Raw genomic sequence first — 15,456 nt, forward strand, 5'->3', positions numbered from 1 at the left:
GCGGCGCCCCTGCAAGCGCCGGTTCAGACGGCCTCGGGCAGGCGCGGCACGGCGGTCGGCTGGCCGTCTTCGCCCAGCGCGATCATCACGAAGTGGCCGCGGGTGCACAGCTTGCGCTCGCCGCTGTGCAGGTCTTCGGCAATCAGCTCCACTTCCACCTTCATCGAACTGCGGCCCACTTCCACGATGCGACCGATGGTTTCCACCATCTGGCCGATGCGGATGGGCAGCTTGAAATCGACCTGGTCGCTGCGCGCGGTCACCACGGTGCGGCGCGAATAGCGGGCGGCGGCCAGGAAGGCGGCCTTGTCCATCCAGGCCAGCGCCTGGCCACCGAACAGGGTGCCCATGTGGTTGGTGTGGTTGGGGAAGACGATTTCGGCCATGCGCACTTCGATGGGCGGCACGGTTTCGACGATGGGGGTCATGGCGGTGGCCAGGGTGTGGGGGTGCGGCAATTGTAAGACCGGGGGCTGTTGTACGAAAAACCCCGGCGTTGGCCGGGGTTTTTCGTTGCAACCGGGGTGACTGCTTCGATCAGAAGTTCATGTCGAAGGCGACTTCGCCCTGCACGCCCACCTGGTAGGCCGAGACGCGGCGTTCGAAGAAGTTGGTCAGCTCCTGCACGTCCTGCAGTTCCATGAACGGCAGCGGGTTGCGCACGTTGTACTTCTTTTCCATGCCCAGCTTGGCGAAGTGCTGGTCGGCACAATGCTGCAGGTACTGGCGCATGTCGCGGGTGGAAATGCCCGCCACGCCGCCGGACAGCACGTCCTCGGCGAACTGCACTTCGCATTCGATGGCTTCGGCCAGCATGTCATAGACCTGCTGCTTCATTTCCTCGTCGAACAGGTCCGGTTCTTCCTCACGCACCACGCGCACCGATTCGAACGCGAAGTCCATGTGCGCGCTCTCGTCGCGGAACACCCAGTTGGTGCCCGAGGCCAGGCCCGGCAGCAGGCCGCGCGAACGGAAGTAGTACACGTAGGCGAAGGCGGCGAAGAAGAACAGGCCTTCGATGCACGCGGCGAAGCAGATCTGGTTCAGCAGGAACTGGCGGCGCTCGGCACGGGTCTCGATGCGCTTGAGGTCCTGGATCGAGTCGATCCACTTGAAGCAGAAGTCGGCCTTCTTCTTGATCGAGTCGATGTTTTCCACCGCGGCGAAGGCTTTGACGCGCTCTTCCGGATCCGGCAGGTAGTTGTCGAGCAGGGTCAGGTAGAACTGCACGTGCAGCGCTTCTTCGTACAGCTGGCGCGACAGGTACATGCGCGCTTCCGGCGCGTTCAAGTGCTGGTACAGGTTCAGCACCAAGTTGTTGGACACGATCGAATCGCCGGTGGCGAAGAACGCAACCAGGCGGTGGATCAGGTGGCGCTCACCCGGCGACATCTTGCTGTGCAGGTCGGTGATGTCGATCTGGAAGTTGATCTCTTCCACCGTCCAGGTGTTCTTGATCGCGTTCCGGTACATGTCATAGAACTGCGGGTAGCGCATCGGGCGCAGGGTCAGTTCAAAACCGGGATCGAGCAGCATCTGCTTGGGCTTGTCGGCCATGGGTGTTTCCTTGAATTCTCGGGTCAAAACGCCGGGCATGGCCCGGCGCTACCTTGGTGTTTCGGTGGTGCAGTCGAGCATGGCTCGACGCTACAGAGGGGAGTGCCGGCCAGAAGCCGGCACGGCCGCTCTTATTGGCACGCCTCGCAGGCTTCCGGGTTTTCCAGCGAGCAGGCCACCGCTTCGGTCGGGGTGTACGTGCTGACCGTGGTCTTGGCGATCTTGGTGGCCGGACGCGAGCGCAGGTAGTAGGTGGTCTTGACGCCCTGCTTCCACGCGTACATGTACATGGACGACATCGCACCGATGTTCGGGCTTTCCATGAACAGGTTGAGCGAGGCCGACTGGTCGATGAAGGCGCCACGCTCGGCGGCCATGTCGATCAGCGAACGCATCGGCAGTTCCCATGCGGTGCGGTAGACCTGGCGCAGGGCTTCCGGGATCTGCGCCACGCCGGCGATGGAACCTTCGGCCAGCTTGATGGCATCGCGCATGTCGGCGGTCCACAGGCCCAGCTTCTTCAGTTCGTTCACCAGGTAGCGGTTGACCTGCAGGAAGTCACCGGACAGGGTTTCGCGCTTGAACAGATTGGAGACCTGCGGTTCCACGCACTCGTAGCAACCGGCGATCGAGGCAATGGTGGCGGTCGGGGCAATCGCGATCATCAGCGAGTTGCGCAGGCCGTGTTCCTTGATGCGCTCGCGCAGGGCGTCCCAGCGGGCGGTGTCTTCGGGCACCACGTTCCAGGCATCGAACTGCAGTTCGCCGCTGGCGGCACGGGTGTCGTTGAAGGACGGGTGCTTGCCGCGTTCCTGGGCCAGTTCCGAGGACGTTTCCAGGGCGTGGAAGTAGATCGTTTCGGCGATCTTCTTCGACAGGGCGCGGGCTTCGGCGCTGTCGAACGGCAGGCGCTTGCGGAAGAACACGTCCTGCAGGCCCATGCAGCCCAGGCCGACCGGACGCCAGCGCAGGTTGGCGCGGCGGGCGGTTTCGATCGGGTAGAAGTTCAGGTCGATCACACGGTCGAGCTGGCGCACGGCCAGGCGCACGGTCTCGGCCAGCTTCTCGAAGTCGAACTCGTTGTGCTCGTCGAAGTGGTTGCCCAGGTTGATCGAACCCAGGTTGCACACCGCGGTTTCATCGTTGGAGGTGACTTCCAGGATTTCCGTGCACAGGTTGGACAGGTGGATCACGTTGCCCGGGCGCAGGGTCTGGTTGCTGGCGCGGTTGCACTTGTCCTTGAAGGTCATCCAGCCGTTGCCGGTCTCGGCCAGGGTACGCATCATGCGGGCGTACAGCTTGCGCGCCGAGATGGTGCGGTTGGCCTTGCCCTGCGCTTCGGCCTGCACGTAGGCCTGCTCGAAGGCTTCGCCGAACAGGTCGGTGAACTCCGGCACGACGCGCGGATCGAACAGCGACCATTCCTGGTCGGCCTCGACGCGCTTCATGAACAGGTCCGGCACCCAGTTGGCCAGGTTCAGGTTGTGGGTACGGCGGGCTTCGTCACCGGTGTTGTCACGCAGCTCCAGGAAGTCCTCAATGTCGGCGTGCCAGGTTTCCAGGTACACGCAGGCCGCGCCCTTGCGCTTGCCGCCCTGGTTCACTGCGGCCACGGACGAATCCATGGTCTTCAGCCACGGCACGATGCCGTTGGAATGGCCGTTGGTGGACTTGATGAGCGAACCACGCGAACGCACGCGGGTGTAGCTGACGCCGATGCCGCCGGAGAACTTGGACAGCTGGGCGATGTCGCCGTACTTGGAGTAGATCGATTCCAGCGAATCCTGCGGCGAATCCAGCAGGAAGCACGAGGACAGCTGCTCGTGGGTGGTGCCGGAATTGAACAGGGTCGGGCTGGACGGCAGGTAGTCCAGGTTGCCCATGCGCTTGTACAGCGCCAGGGTTTCGGACACGTCCTCGCTCAGCGCGCTGGCGATGCGCAGGAAGAACTGCTGCGGGGTCTCGATCACCTTGCGGGTGTGCGGGTGGCGCAGCAGGTAGCGGTCGTACAGGGTACGCAGGCCGAAGTAATCGAAGTTCAGGTCCAGCGAGATGTCGATGGCATCGTTGAGCTTGCGCGCGTTGGTCTGCACGAAGTTCAGCAGGCGGTCGTTGATCAGGCCCACTTCGTGGCCACGGCTGACCGACTGAGAGAAGGCGTAGATTTCCTGGCCCGACACTTCCTTGGCGATGTAGTTGGCCAGCAGGCGCGCCGCAAGGCGGCCGTACTCGGGCTCTTCACCGATCAGCAGGGCGGCGGTGCGGATGGACAGTTCGTCCAGTTCGCGGGTGGTGGCGCCGTTGTACAGGCCGGAAATGGTACGGGTGGCCACGCGCATCGGATCGACCGCGTGCAGGCCTTCGGAGGAACGCTGCACCGCGCGCACGATCTTGTTCAGATCCACCAGCTCGGTCGTGCCATTGCGCTTGGTCACGCTCATCGCGTTGGACGTCGGCGGCGACGTCAACAGGAATTCGCTTTCCTTTTCGATGGTGGCGCTGGATTCGGTGGTCACGGCGTGTGTCCTCTTGGCGTGATTGGGGGTGCTCGATGCATCGGGGTGACGCGACCTGGGACCTGACGCCCCAGAGTGGCAGGAGGGCGTCGCAGGGATTGAGACCCTGCGCCTGCCACTGCCGGTGACGGTCGCGGAACGGTACTGCCGGGGACCCCGGCACTTGGGGTCGCTGCGACCGACGGCCACAAGATAGTGGGGGTGGAGGGGGCCGTCAACGCCAAATGTAGTGAAATCTGGTAATCCCTTGCGGCGCAAGGATCATGCCATCGGCGGCGCGTTTGGACGCTTCAGACCTGCTGGAACCGGCTGCGCAGTCAAGACCGAAAGGCGTCACAAGGGCGGTACAACGTGCTGCGCAAACGGAACAATGACAGCTTCACATGACAGTGATGAAGCTGGCTAGGGACAACCCTGTGGATAGGTGGTGGGCAAGCCGGTATGGGGGCGGCGGGAACCGTAGAGTCGAGCTTGCTCGACTGCTTTCCGCGCGGTGCCAGGAGCAGTCGAGCAAGCTCGACTCTACGAAAGCGGATGCCGGGCAGCAGAAGCCCTCACGCCCGGTGCGGGGTGCCCAGGTACTCGGCGCTCTGCATTTCGATCAGGCGCGAGGCGGTGCGTTCGAAGGCGCCCTGCAGGCGCTGGCCGCTGTACAGCTCGATGGGCGAGGTGCTGGCGGTGCAGACCAGGTTGACGTGGCGGTCGTACAGCTCGTCGATCAGGTTCACGAAGCGGCGGGCGGCATCTTCGTTCAGGCGGTCGAAGGCGGGGATGCCGCCCAGCAGCACGGTGTTGAACTCGTGCGCGATCTCGATGTAATCCGACGGGCCGCGCGGGCCTTCGCACAGGGCGGCGAAATCGAACCAGGCAATGCTCTTGCCGCGGGCCCGCACCGGAATCTTGCGGCCCTCGATCTCGATGTTGCCGGCCTTGGCCGCCTGCCCACCGCTCAGTTCGCCCCAGCGGCTGGCCAGCCACGGGTCGCTGTCGGCGGCCAGCGGCGCGCGGTACACCGGCGAACGGGTCAGCGCGCGCATGCGGTAGTCCTCGGTGCCTTCGGCATACAGCTCCACGCAGAAGCGCTGCAGCAGGCCGATGGCCGGCATGAAGCTCTCGCGCTGCAGGCCGTTCAGGTACAGGTTTTCCACCGCCGTGTTGGAGGTGGTGACCAGGGTCACGCCCTCGGCGAACAGGCGCTCCAGCAGCCGCGCCAGCAGCATGGCATCGCCGATGTCGGTCACGAAGAACTCGTCCAGCACCAGCACGCGCAGGTTGCTGCGCCATTCCTGGGCGATCTTCGCCAGCGGGTCGCTCTGCCCCTGATGCTCGCGCAGGCGCTCGTGCACGCTGCGCATGAAGCGGTGGAAGTGGGTGCGGTACTTCTGCTTGATCGGCAGGCCGTCGTAGAACAGGTCCACCAGGAAGGTCTTGCCGCGCCCCACCCCGCCCCAGAAGTACAGGCCCTTCACCGGCTCGGGCTTCTTCCAGAACGAGGACAGGCGGTCCAGCCAGCCGTCTTCGGCGCTGTCCACCAGCCCCAGGTGGATGCGGTCCAGCTCGGCCAGGGCCGCGTGCTGGGCCGGGTCGTTCTGCCAGTCGCCGCGGGCCACGCCGGCGGCATAGCGCTGCGAGGGGGTCTGCACCGCCTCGTTCATGCCGCCGCGCCCAGCCAGTGCTTCACGCCGTGGGTGAGTGCGCCGCGCAGGTCGATCAGCTTGCGGTGGAAGAAGTGGCTGGTGTCGGGCATGCGCACCAGCTCGTGCGGCGCGCCCAGGGTGTCCAGCCACTGGTAGACCGCCTGCGGATCGACGATTTCATCCTGTTCGCCCTGGATGACCAGCCAGCGGGCCGGCGGCTGCACGCCGTCGAAATCCCAGCGGCCGGCCGGCGGCGCGATCGAGATCAGCGCTTCCGGCTGCAGTTCAGCGGCCGCCTTCAGCGAAACGAACGACCCGAAGCTGAAACCGGCCAGCCACAGGCGGTCGTCCGGGCGCTGGCTGCGCACCCAGGCGGTGACGGCCTTGAGGTCGTCCTGCTCGCCCACGCCGTGGTCGAAGCTGCCGGCCGAGCCGCCCACGCTGCGGAAGTTGAAGCGCACCGTGGCGATGCCCTGCTCGCGCAGGGTGGCGGCGGTCATGGTCACCACCTTGTTGTGCAGGGTGCCGCCTTCGGTGGACAGCGGGTGGCAGACGATGGCCACGATCGGCTGCGCCGGCACATCGGCCTTGGGCAGATCGACCACCACTTCCAGCGGACCGGCCGGGCCGTCCAGTTCAAGACAGGCGGTTTCGCCGGGAGCAACGGGGAACGAGGGATTGCGCATGGCAACATGATACCGTCCCCCGCCCCTGCTCTGTGCCCGCCCCATGCTCTATCTGTCCCTGGCTGTGATCTGCAGCGTGCTGGTGTCGGTGCTGTTGAAGCTGGCCGGGCGGCGCGCACTGGACGTGCCGCAGATGGTGACGTGGAACTATCTGGTGGCCGCCACGCTGACCGCCGCGGTGCTGCAGCCGCCACTGGATGCGCTGCGCGCGCCGCATGCGCCGTGGGCCGCGCTGCTGGCGCTGGCGGTGGTGCTGCCGACCATTTTCCTGGTGCTGGGCCGCGCGGTGGCGGTGGCCGGCATCGTGCGCAGCGATGTGGCCCAGCGCCTGTCGCTGCTGCTGTCGCTGGCCGCGGCCTTCCTGTTCTTCGGCCAGACCGCCACGCCGTGGAAGCTGGCCGGGCTGGCGCTGGGCCTGGTCGCGATGGTGGCGATCAGCTTGCGCCCGCGCGGGCCGGCCGTGGCCGCCTCGCCCGGCGGCTGGGGCTGGCTGCTGGGGGTGTGGGGCGGGTTTGCGGTGGTGGACGTGCTGCTGAAGCAGGTGGCGCTGTCCGGTACGCCATCAATGGCGGCGGTGCTGGCCAGTTTCAGCGTGGCCTTCGTGCTGATGCTGGTGCTGCAGCTGTGGCGGCACTTCAGCGGCCGCGGCCGGCTGGCCTGGCGCAACCTGGGCGCCGGCGCGCTGCTGGGCCTGCTCAACGGCGGCAACATTCTTTTCTACGTGCACGCGCACCAGTCGATGCCGGACAGCCCGGCCACCGTGTTCGCCGGCATGAACATCGGCGTGGTGGTGCTGGGCGCACTGGTGGGTGTGTTCGCCTTCGGCGAGGCCACCACGAAGTGGAACCGCGCCGGCCTGGCGCTGGCGGTGCTGGCGATCGGCTTGATCGCCTGGGGGTGAGGCGTGCCCGGGGTCAGATCCCATTCCAACGGAATGGGATCTGACCTCGGCGTCTTCCCAAAGCAGTCGAGCATGGCTCGACTCTACGCAAAGCCGCCGGGCGTGCCCCGGCGAATCCTTATTTGTCGAAGCCCAGCAGCAGCGGGTCGTGGTCGGAACTGCGCCACGGGCCCTGCACGTTGCGGCCCTGGTAGCCGCTGGCGTCCTGTTCGTCGGCATTGCTGTGCCATTCGGCGGCGCCGGCCAGGCGCTGGGCCATGCTGGCGCTCAGCAGCGCGTGGTCAAGGCGGCCGCTGTAGCCGTTGTAGACGTAGCTGTAGGGGTGCTCGACCTTGGCCACCTTGAACGCATCCTGCCAGCCCAGGTCGTGCAGGGTGCGGATCGGGTCTTCCATCGCGTAGGCATTGAAGTCGCCCAGCAGCACGATGTCCTTCACCTTCAAGCGCGCGGCTTCGGCCTTCACCCACTGGTTGAGCTGGCGCGCCGATTCCACGCGCGTGGCATTCCAGCAGCCCTGCCCGTCATTCCGGTCGGCGTCGGCACCGCTGGCGTCGCGGCAGCCCTTCGACTTGAAGTGGTTGGCCACCACCATGAACGGTGCGCCCTTGCCCTGGAAGGCCTGCGCCAGCGGCGCACGGCTGTGTTCGGCGAACGGGCCGTCGAGCTTGGTCAGCGGCCGGCCCAGCGGCTTGAACGCACCGCGCTTGTAGATGATGCCGACGCGGATCGGATTGGTGCCCGGGCCTTCGCCGGCGTCAACGAACGCCCAGTGCTGCGTGGCGGGCAGGCCGGCATTGAGCGCGCCCACCAGTTCGGCGATGGCCGACTGCGGACCATAGCCGTCGTTTTCCAGTTCCATCAGCGCGGCGATATCGGTGTCCAAGGCGCTGATGGTGGCCACCAGCTTGGCTACCTGTGCCTTGTGTTCTTCCAGCGTGCGCGCGCCGCGCAGGGTCGGGAAGCCGCCGCCCTGGCCGTCGCCGTTGAAGAAGTTTTCCAGATTGAACGCCGCGATCTGCAGGCTGCCGGGCACCTTCGGCACGGCCGGGCGCTGCAGTTCCGGCAGCTGCAACGTGCCGTCCACCTGCAGGCGGGCACGGCCCTGCGCGTCCACGCGCACGGTGCCTTCCACGTTGCGCAGCTGCATGCCGGTGCGCAGCACCGGGTTGCCCGGCAGGTAGGCCACGCTGCCGGGGTCGCGGGCGTCGCTGCCGTCGTCCAGCAGCAGGCGGCGGCGCTGGTTGTCGGCCATCACCTGTTCACTGCCAGCGGTACCCGGGACGGCCACTTCGCTGGGCTGCCACAGGCGGCCATCGAAGGCCACGGTCAGCTCGCCGAAGCGTTCCAGGCCGTCGGTGCCGGCCAGGGTGAGCGGCGCGGCGATGCGCACGTGCTGGCCCTGCAGGGTGCGCCAGTCGGCCGGGGCCGCGGTGAGCACCACGGTGGCGCTGCTGCGCGGGGCCGGGCTGGTGGCCGGGGCCGGCGTGGCCTGCGGCTGGGCCTGGGCGAACGCAGCGGCCGGCAGCAACAGGGACAGAGCAAGGGCGAGGGAACGGCGGCGCATCGACTCACGACTCCATGAATTGAGGCGCACAGACTAACCCTGAAATGCGAAACCCCCGCGACGCGGGCGGTTTTGGCCTTGGCCGGCAAAGCCGCCGGGGGAGCGCGACAGGGGCAACCGGCGGGTCCGGGGCCGTCCGGGGCACCCGGCGGGTAGAGTCGACTGTCAGTCGACTATCGCGCGCAGCGCGGGCGTTTCGGTGGCATTGGGGAGAGCAGTCGACCAACGGTCGACTCTACCGGGCGTTCGCCCGTTCCCCCGTCGGGCCGTTATTTCAGGTTGCCCAGCATCCAGTCCACAGTGGCGTGGATCTGCTCTTCGGTCAGCGCCGGGTTGCCGCCCTTGGGCGGCATGATGCCGCCATCCGGGCCGGTGTAGCCCTCGATGGCGTGCTTGTAGAGGGTGTCCTTGCCCTGTGCCAGGCGCTGGTCCCAATGCGCGTGGTCCAGGGTGGGGGCCTGGCCGACACCGGTGGTGTGGCAGGCGGTGCACAGGTTGTCGAAGATGACCTTGCCATCGGTGGTGCCACCATAGGCCACCTGGGCGGCGGCCTTGGCCAGCGCGGCGGCCTTGGCCGCGGCCTGCGCGGCCGCGCCGGTGCTGCCGGCGTAGACCGCACCGGTGGGCGCGATGCGCAGCTCGGTGCGCTTGGCCGCCGTGGGCGACACTTCAGGCGGAATGCGCGTGTGGATGTAGGCGGCCAGCAGGATCAGGCCAAGGGTGATGGCGGCCAACAGGGCAATCACCATGGAAAAGCGTTTCAGGAACTCCAGATCGTAATTCCGCACTCTTCGTTACCCCTGGCTGGTAGTCGTGGGACCACGGCTGAGCGACTGCGTGTAGGGGCGAGTATAGAACGCGCTTTGCGCGCGACAACAGGCGCCCGTGCTGGTGCGGCGCAACATGCAGCCGCACGCGGGTAGCGCCGGGCCATGCCCGGCGAACAGACACCGTCGAGCAAGCTGGACGCTACGAAAGCGGGGCGCCGACGGCGCGCAGGCAGAAGCTGCAGATCGCGTCCACCAGCGCGTCTTCGTCGCGGTGTGCTTCGCGGCTGGGCGCGGTGGGGCCGACCATCGCTTCGGTGAACGCCCCCACCAGGCACGCGGCGGCGGCATGGGTGTCCTGGGCCGGCAGTTCGCCGCTGGCCACGCCTTCTTCCAGCAAGCGCAGGAATACATCGCCGAAGGCGCGGCGCCCGCGCATGCGCTCGGCTTCCACGTCCGGGTCCACCGGCTCGACGATGAAGGCATGGGCCAGCCCCGGCCCAGCCAGGGCGCGGCGCACGAAGGCGGTGATGGCCAGGCGCAGGCGCTCGCCCACCGGTCCCGGCGCGGCGGCAATGCGCTCCATGATCGCCACTTCATGGGCCACGGCCGCGTTCAGCACTTCCACGAACAGCTCGGCCTTGGACGGGAAATGCCGGTAGATCAGCCCGGTGGACATGCCGGCCTGGGTCGCCACGGCGGTCACCGGGGCGTTGCGCCAGCCGCCAGCGGCCACCAGCGCACGGGTGGCCAGCAGGATCCGTTCACGGGCCCCGGCCAGGCGTTCTTCCATCAATGCAGAGCGTTTGTAGGCCATGTTCTGATTCTAGTTTCAATTTTTGAATTTGTATTCACTTCTTCATCGAACCCCGCTACGCTGGGCCCGAATCGCCCGTGCGGGGCCTGCCTTCAACAGGCCCCGCTCCCCCTTCACGGGTGCGTCCATTCCCCACCTTCCCTCGTGGAGCCACCGCAATGCACGTGCCATCCCTGAACTTCGATCTTGGTGAAGAGATCGACCTGCTGCGCCAGAGCGTGGCCCATTTTGCCGCCGCCGAGGTCGCTCCGCTCGCTGCCGAGGCCGATGCCAGCAACCAGTTCCCGCTGGCGCTGTGGCCGAAGCTGGGCGAACAGGGCCTGCTGGGCCTGACCGTGGAAGAAGAATACGGCGGCACCGGCATGAGCTACCTGGCCCACGTGGTGGCGATGGAAGAGATCTCGCGCGCTTCGGGTGGCATCGGCCTGTCCTACGGCGCGCACTCCAACCTGTGCGTGAACCAGCTGCGCAAGAACGGCAGCGAGGAACAGAAGCAGCGCTTCCTGCCCGACCTGTGCAGCGGTGCCAAGGTGGGTGCACTGGCGATGAGCGAGCCGGGCGCCGGTTCGGACGTGGTGTCGATGAAACTGCGCGCGGACAAGCGCGGCGACCGCTACGTACTGAACGGCAACAAGATGTGGATCACCAACGGCCCCGACGCCGACGTGCTGGTGGTTTACGCCAAGACCGACATGGACGCCGGCGCCAAGGGCATCACCGCCTTCCTGGTGGAAAAGGGCATGAAGGGCTTTTCCACCGCGCAGAAGCTGGACAAGCTGGGCATGCGCTCCTCGCCCACCTGTGAACTGGTATTCCAGGACTGCGAAGTGCCCGAAGAAAACGTGCTGGGTGCCGTCGGCGGCGGCGTGCGCGTGCTGATGTCCGGCCTAGATTACGAGCGCGTGGTGTTGTCCGGCGGCCCGCTGGGCCTGATGGCCGCGGCCATGGACGTGGTGATGCCCTACGTGCACGAACGCCACCAGTTCGGCGAGGCGATCGGCAGCTTCCAGCTGATCCAGGCCAAGATTGCCGATATGTACGTGGGCCTGGGCGCCTGCCGCGCCTACGTCTACGCGGTGGCGCGCGCCTGCGACCAGGGCCGCACCACCCGCCAGGACGCCGCCGGCGCCATTCTGTACGCCGCCGAAAAAGCCACCTGGCTGACCGGCCAGGCGATCCAGATCCTGGGCGGCAACGGCTACATCAACGAATACCCGACCGGCCGCCTGTGGCGCGACGCCAAGCTGTACGAGATCGGCGCCGGCACCTCGGAAATCCGCCGCATGCTGATCGGCCGCGAACTGTTCCAGCGCACCCTGTAAGGCCACCGCGATGACCGTCCTCAACAGCCAGCTGCAACCGGGCAGCGACACCTTCGAAAGCAACCGCGCCGCCATGCAGGCCGTGGTCGATGACCTGCACGCCACGCTGGCGCGCACCGCGCTGGGCGGCAGCGAGGCAGCACGCGCCAAGCACACCGCGCGCGGCAAGCTGCTGGTGCGCGACCGCATCGACGCCCTGCTCGACCCCGGCAGCGCCTTCCTGGAAATCGCGCCGCTGGCCGCGCACGGCATGTATGACAATGCCGTGCCCGCAGCCGGCGTGGTGGCCGGCATCGGCCGGGTGAGCGGCGTGGAGTGCGTGATCGTGGCCAACGATGCCACGGTGAAGGGCGGTACCTACTACCCGGTCACGGTGAAGAAGCACCTGCGCGCGCAGGAAGTGGCCGAGCAGAACCGCCTGCCCTGTATCTACCTGGTCGATTCGGGCGGCGCTTTCCTGCCCCTGCAGGACGAGGTCTTCCCGGACCGCGATCATTTCGGCCGCATCTTCTACAACCAGGCCAACCTGTCCGCGCAGGGCATCCCGCAGATCGCCTGCGTGATGGGCAGCTGCACCGCCGGTGGCGCCTACGTGCCGGCCATGAGCGATGAAACGGTGATCGTGCGCGAACAGGGCACGATCTTCCTGGGCGGCCCACCGCTGGTGAAGGCCGCCACCGGCGAAGTGGTAACTGCCGAAGAGCTGGGCGGCGCCGATGTGCACACGCGCATTTCCGGCGTGGCCGACCACATGGCCGACAACGACCTGCAGGCACTGGCGCGGGTGCGCGCGATCATCGCCCAGCTGAACTGGCGCAAGCCGGAACCGGCGATGGCCGTGCAGGCACCCGAAGAACCGCTGCTGCCGGCGCGGGAGTTGTATGGCGTGATTCCCGCCGACACGCGCAAGCCCTACGACGTGCGCGAAGTGATCGCGCGCCTGGTGGACGGCTCGCGCTTCGATGAATTCAAGCCGCGCTATGGCGCCACCCTGGTCACCGGCTTTGCCCATCTGAACGGTTACCCGATCGGCATCATCGCCAACAACGGCATCCTGTTCTCCGAATCGGCCCTGAAAGGCGCGCACTTCATCGAACTGTGCACCCAGCGCAACATTCCGCTGGTGTTCCTGCAGAACATCACCGGCTTCATGGTCGGCCGCAAATACGAACAAGGCGGCATCGCCAAGGATGGGGCCAAGCTGGTGATGGCCGTGGCCTGCGCCAAGGTGCCCAAGTTCACCGTGGTGATCGGCGGCTCGTTCGGCGCCGGCAACTACGGCATGTGCGGCCGCGCCTATTCGCCCAACTTCCTGTGGATGTGGCCCAACGCCCGCATCGGCGTGATGGGCGGCGAGCAGGCCGCCAGCGTGCTGGCCACGGTGAAGCGCGATGGCATCGAGGCCAAGGGCGGCCAGTGGCCGGCCGAAGAAGAAGATGCATTCAAGGCGCCCATCCGCGACCAGTTCGAACAGCAGGGCCACCCCTACTACGCCAGTGCCCGCCTGTGGGATGACGGCGTGATCGATCCGGTCGATACCCGCCGCGTGCTGGCCCTGGCGCTGTCAGCCAGCCTCAACGCCGCCCCGCAGCAGACGCGCTTCGGCGTGTTCCGCATGTAACCCATGCCATGACCGAGCACGCTCCCATGAAGCCCGTTGCCATGTTCACCAAGATCCTGATCGCCAACCGTGGCGAAATCGCCTGCCGCGTGATTGCCACCTGCCGTCGCCTGGGCATCGCCACCGTGGCGGTGTATTCCGATGCCGACCGCAGCGCACGCCACGTGCGCCTGGCCGACGAGGCCGTGCATATCGGCCCGGCCGCCGCCCGCGACAGCTACCTGCGCGGCGACCTGCTGCTGGACGCGGCGCGGCGCACGGGTGCGCAGGCCATCCATCCCGGTTATGGCTTCCTGTCCGAGAATGCGGACTTCGCCGATGCGTGTGCCGCTGCGGGCATCACCTTCATTGGCCCGCCGGCCAGCGCCATCCGCGCGATGGGCGACAAGAGCGCGGCCAAGGCACTGATGGCCCAGGCAGGCGTACCGCTGACCCCGGGCTACCACGGCGACCAGCAGGCACCGGCCTTCCTGCGCGAACAGGCCGATGCCATCGGCTACCCGGTGCTGATCAAGGCCAGCGCCGGCGGCGGTGGCAAGGGCATGCGCAAGGTTGAACGCAGCGACGATTTCGTCGATGCGCTGGCCAGCTGCCAGCGCGAGGCCGCATCGGCCTTCGGCAACGACCATGTGCTGGTCGAGAAGTATGTCGAGCGCCCGCGTCACATCGAGATCCAGGTGTTCGGCGATACCCACGGTGATGCGGTCTACCTGTTCGAGCGCGACTGCTCGGTGCAGCGCCGCCACCAGAAGGTGCTGGAAGAAGCACCGGCGCCGGGCATGAGCGCCGAGCGCCGCGCGGCCATGGGCAAGGCGGCCGTCGATGCCGCGCGCGCGGTGGGCTATGTGGGCGCCGGTACGGTGGAGTTCATTGCCGGCCCGGACGGCGATTTCTATTTCATGGAAATGAACACCCGCCTGCAGGTGGAACATCCGGTGACCGAGTTCATCACCGGCACCGACCTGGTGGAATGGCAACTGCGCGTGGCGGCCGGCCAGCCGATGCCGCTGCGCCAGGAGCAACTGGCCATCCACGGCCACGCCATCGAAGCGCGGCTGTACGCCGAAGATGCCGACCGCGGCTTCCTGCCGTCCACCGGTACCCTGCGCCGCCTGCGCCTGCCGATGCCTTCGGCGAACGTGCGCGTGGATACCGGCGTAGAGGAAGGCGACAGCATCACCCCGTACTACGACCCGATGATTGCCAAGCTGATCGTCTGGGACGTGGACCGCGATGCCGCGCTGCGCCGCATGAGCCAGGCCCTGGCCGACTGCCAGGTGGTGGGCGTGACCACCAATGCCGGCTTCCTGCGCCGGCTGGTGAACACCGATTCGTTCGCCAACGCGAAGCTGGATACCGCGCTGATCGAACGCGAGCAGGCCGCACTGAATGCGGTGGGCGATGCCGATGACGATCTGTGGCAGCTGGCGGCCGTCGCGGCCGTGGCCAGCGCCACGCGCGCGGGCAGCGATGCGCGCGATCCGCATTCACCCTGGCAGGCGCAGGATGGCTGGCGCCTGGGTGCCGCCGCAGCGCGCGTGCTGCCGCTGCAGCAGGGCGAGCGCACCCGCACCCTGAAGGTGTGGGCGCAGGCCGACGGCTGGCGCGTGCAGTGCGATGACGCGGCGCCGGCAACGCTGATCGGCACCGCCGATGCACAACAGTTGACGCTGCAGGTAGGTGGTCGGCGCCGGTCGGCGCAGCTGCTGCGCGACGGCGGCCAGCTGTTCCTGTTCGATGCAGCGGGCCAGCACCGCTTCACCCTGCACGATCCGGTTGCCGAATCGGACACCGCCAGCACCGATGCCGGCAGCCTGCTGGCACCGATGCCGGGCAGGATCGTGGCCACCCTCGTCCAGGCCGGCACCCAGGTAAAGCGCGGCACGCCGCTGGTCGTGTTGGAAGCCATGAAGATGGAGCACACCCTGCAGGCACCGGCCGATGGCACGGTGAAGGGGTACCGCGCCAAGGCGGGCGACCAGGTGGGGGATGGCGCGGTGCTGGTGGATTTCGAGGCGGGTTGAGGTTGGGTGGGCGCGTGCCCAGCTGGCCAGGTTCAGCTGGGCCG

12 protein-coding genes are annotated in these 15,456 nt (G+C 67.2%); 4 read left to right on the plus strand and 8 right to left on the minus strand.

Features of this window, described 5'->3' with window-relative positions; translation table 11 throughout:
- Positions 1–23: 23 nt before the first annotated feature.
- From IAE58_RS01305 to IAE58_RS01325, 5 genes are all read right to left on the minus strand, one after another.
- Complete coding sequence (locus IAE58_RS01305) at positions 24–428, minus strand: acyl-CoA thioesterase (RefSeq protein ID WP_049433141.1); 405 nt, start codon at positions 426–428, stop codon at positions 24–26.
- A 109-nt stretch (positions 429–537) separates the two neighbouring features.
- Positions 538–1,557: a ribonucleotide-diphosphate reductase subunit beta gene (locus IAE58_RS01310; protein WP_049433139.1), complete on the minus strand. Its 1,020-nt coding sequence runs from the start codon at positions 1,555–1,557 to the stop codon at positions 538–540.
- Between the two features lie 131 nt (positions 1,558–1,688).
- A complete protein-coding gene (locus tag IAE58_RS01315) occupies positions 1,689–4,073 on the minus strand; it encodes a ribonucleoside-diphosphate reductase subunit alpha (protein WP_108751839.1) in 2,385 nt (794 codons plus the stop codon).
- A 554-nt stretch (positions 4,074–4,627) separates the two neighbouring features.
- Positions 4,628–5,728 carry a cell division protein ZapE gene (gene zapE, locus IAE58_RS01320; RefSeq protein WP_199932528.1) on the minus strand — a complete coding sequence of 367 codons (1,101 nt, stop codon included), beginning with the start codon at positions 5,726–5,728 and terminating at the stop codon, positions 4,628–4,630.
- Positions 5,725–6,396: a CocE/NonD family hydrolase gene (locus IAE58_RS01325; protein WP_199932527.1), complete on the minus strand. Its 672-nt coding sequence runs from the start codon at positions 6,394–6,396 to the stop codon at positions 5,725–5,727. Before IAE58_RS01325 ends, zapE begins: the two co-directional genes overlap by 4 nt.
- Before the next feature lie 43 nt (positions 6,397–6,439).
- Here IAE58_RS01325 and IAE58_RS01330 point away from each other — a divergent pair, with 43 nt between their 5' ends.
- Positions 6,440–7,297 carry an EamA/RhaT family transporter gene (locus tag IAE58_RS01330; RefSeq protein ID WP_199932526.1) on the plus strand — a complete coding sequence of 286 codons (858 nt, stop codon included), beginning with the start codon at positions 6,440–6,442 and terminating at the stop codon, positions 7,295–7,297.
- Between the two features lie 118 nt (positions 7,298–7,415).
- Here the strand turns inward: IAE58_RS01330 and IAE58_RS01335 are convergent, their stop codons facing one another.
- The 3 genes from IAE58_RS01335 to IAE58_RS01345 all read right to left on the minus strand — a co-directional run bounded on the left by IAE58_RS01335 (position 7,416) and on the right by IAE58_RS01345 (position 10,445).
- Positions 7,416–8,861, minus strand: coding sequence for an ExeM/NucH family extracellular endonuclease (locus IAE58_RS01335; RefSeq protein WP_199932525.1), 1,446 nt, complete (start codon positions 8,859–8,861; stop codon positions 7,416–7,418).
- A gap of 269 nt (positions 8,862–9,130) precedes the next feature.
- Entirely contained in the window at positions 9,131–9,649 is a 519-nt protein-coding gene (locus IAE58_RS01340) for a c-type cytochrome (RefSeq protein WP_108751833.1), read from the minus strand.
- Between the two features lie 181 nt (positions 9,650–9,830).
- On the minus strand, positions 9,831–10,445 hold the full coding sequence (locus tag IAE58_RS01345; RefSeq protein ID WP_164274120.1) for a TetR/AcrR family transcriptional regulator: 615 nt from the start codon (positions 10,443–10,445) through the stop codon (positions 9,831–9,833).
- 158 nt (positions 10,446–10,603) lie between these two features.
- On the opposite strand from IAE58_RS01345, the gene IAE58_RS01350 reads away from it, so the two are divergent.
- The 3 genes from IAE58_RS01350 to IAE58_RS01360 are packed head-to-tail and all read left to right on the plus strand — an operon-like array spanning position 10,604 to position 15,412.
- Complete coding sequence (locus IAE58_RS01350; RefSeq protein ID WP_199932524.1) at positions 10,604–11,767, plus strand: isovaleryl-CoA dehydrogenase; 1,164 nt, start codon at positions 10,604–10,606, stop codon at positions 11,765–11,767.
- Positions 11,768–11,777: 10 nt separating this feature from the next.
- On the plus strand, positions 11,778–13,388 hold the full coding sequence (locus tag IAE58_RS01355; protein WP_199932523.1) for a carboxyl transferase domain-containing protein: 1,611 nt from the start codon (positions 11,778–11,780) through the stop codon (positions 13,386–13,388).
- A gap of 41 nt (positions 13,389–13,429) precedes the next feature.
- On the plus strand, positions 13,430–15,412 hold the full coding sequence (locus IAE58_RS01360; protein WP_199932522.1) for an acetyl/propionyl/methylcrotonyl-CoA carboxylase subunit alpha: 1,983 nt from the start codon (positions 13,430–13,432) through the stop codon (positions 15,410–15,412).
- Positions 15,413–15,456: the final 44 nt, after the last annotated feature.

The organism is Stenotrophomonas sp. S49 (assembly GCF_016624905.1).
Lineage (GTDB): Bacteria > Pseudomonadota > Gammaproteobacteria > Xanthomonadales > Xanthomonadaceae > Stenotrophomonas.

Bases quoted from the DNA above. Each gene is read 5' to 3' on its own strand.
- IAE58_RS01305 (WP_049433141.1), bottom strand. From the start codon at position 428: ATGACCCCCATCGTCGAAACCGTGCCGCCCATCGAAGTGCGCATGGCC.
- IAE58_RS01310 (WP_049433139.1), bottom strand. From the start codon at position 1,557: ATGGCCGACAAGCCCAAGCAGATGCTGCTCGATCCCGGTTTTGAACTG.
- IAE58_RS01330 (WP_199932526.1), top strand. From the start codon at position 6,440: ATGCTCTATCTGTCCCTGGCTGTGATCTGCAGCGTGCTGGTGTCGGTG.
- IAE58_RS01325 (WP_199932527.1), bottom strand. From the start codon at position 6,396: ATGCGCAATCCCTCGTTCCCCGTTGCTCCCGGCGAAACCGCCTGTCTT.
- IAE58_RS01355 (WP_199932523.1), top strand. From the start codon at position 11,778: ATGACCGTCCTCAACAGCCAGCTGCAACCGGGCAGCGACACCTTCGAA.
- IAE58_RS01335 (WP_199932525.1), bottom strand. From the start codon at position 8,861: ATGCGCCGCCGTTCCCTCGCCCTTGCTCTGTCCCTGTTGCTGCCGGCC.
- IAE58_RS01360 (WP_199932522.1), top strand. From the start codon at position 13,430: ATGTTCACCAAGATCCTGATCGCCAACCGTGGCGAAATCGCCTGCCGC.
- zapE (WP_199932528.1), bottom strand. From the start codon at position 5,728: ATGAACGAGGCGGTGCAGACCCCCTCGCAGCGCTATGCCGCCGGCGTG.
- IAE58_RS01350 (WP_199932524.1), top strand. From the start codon at position 10,604: ATGCACGTGCCATCCCTGAACTTCGATCTTGGTGAAGAGATCGACCTG.
- IAE58_RS01345 (WP_164274120.1), bottom strand. From the start codon at position 10,445: ATGGCCTACAAACGCTCTGCATTGATGGAAGAACGCCTGGCCGGGGCC.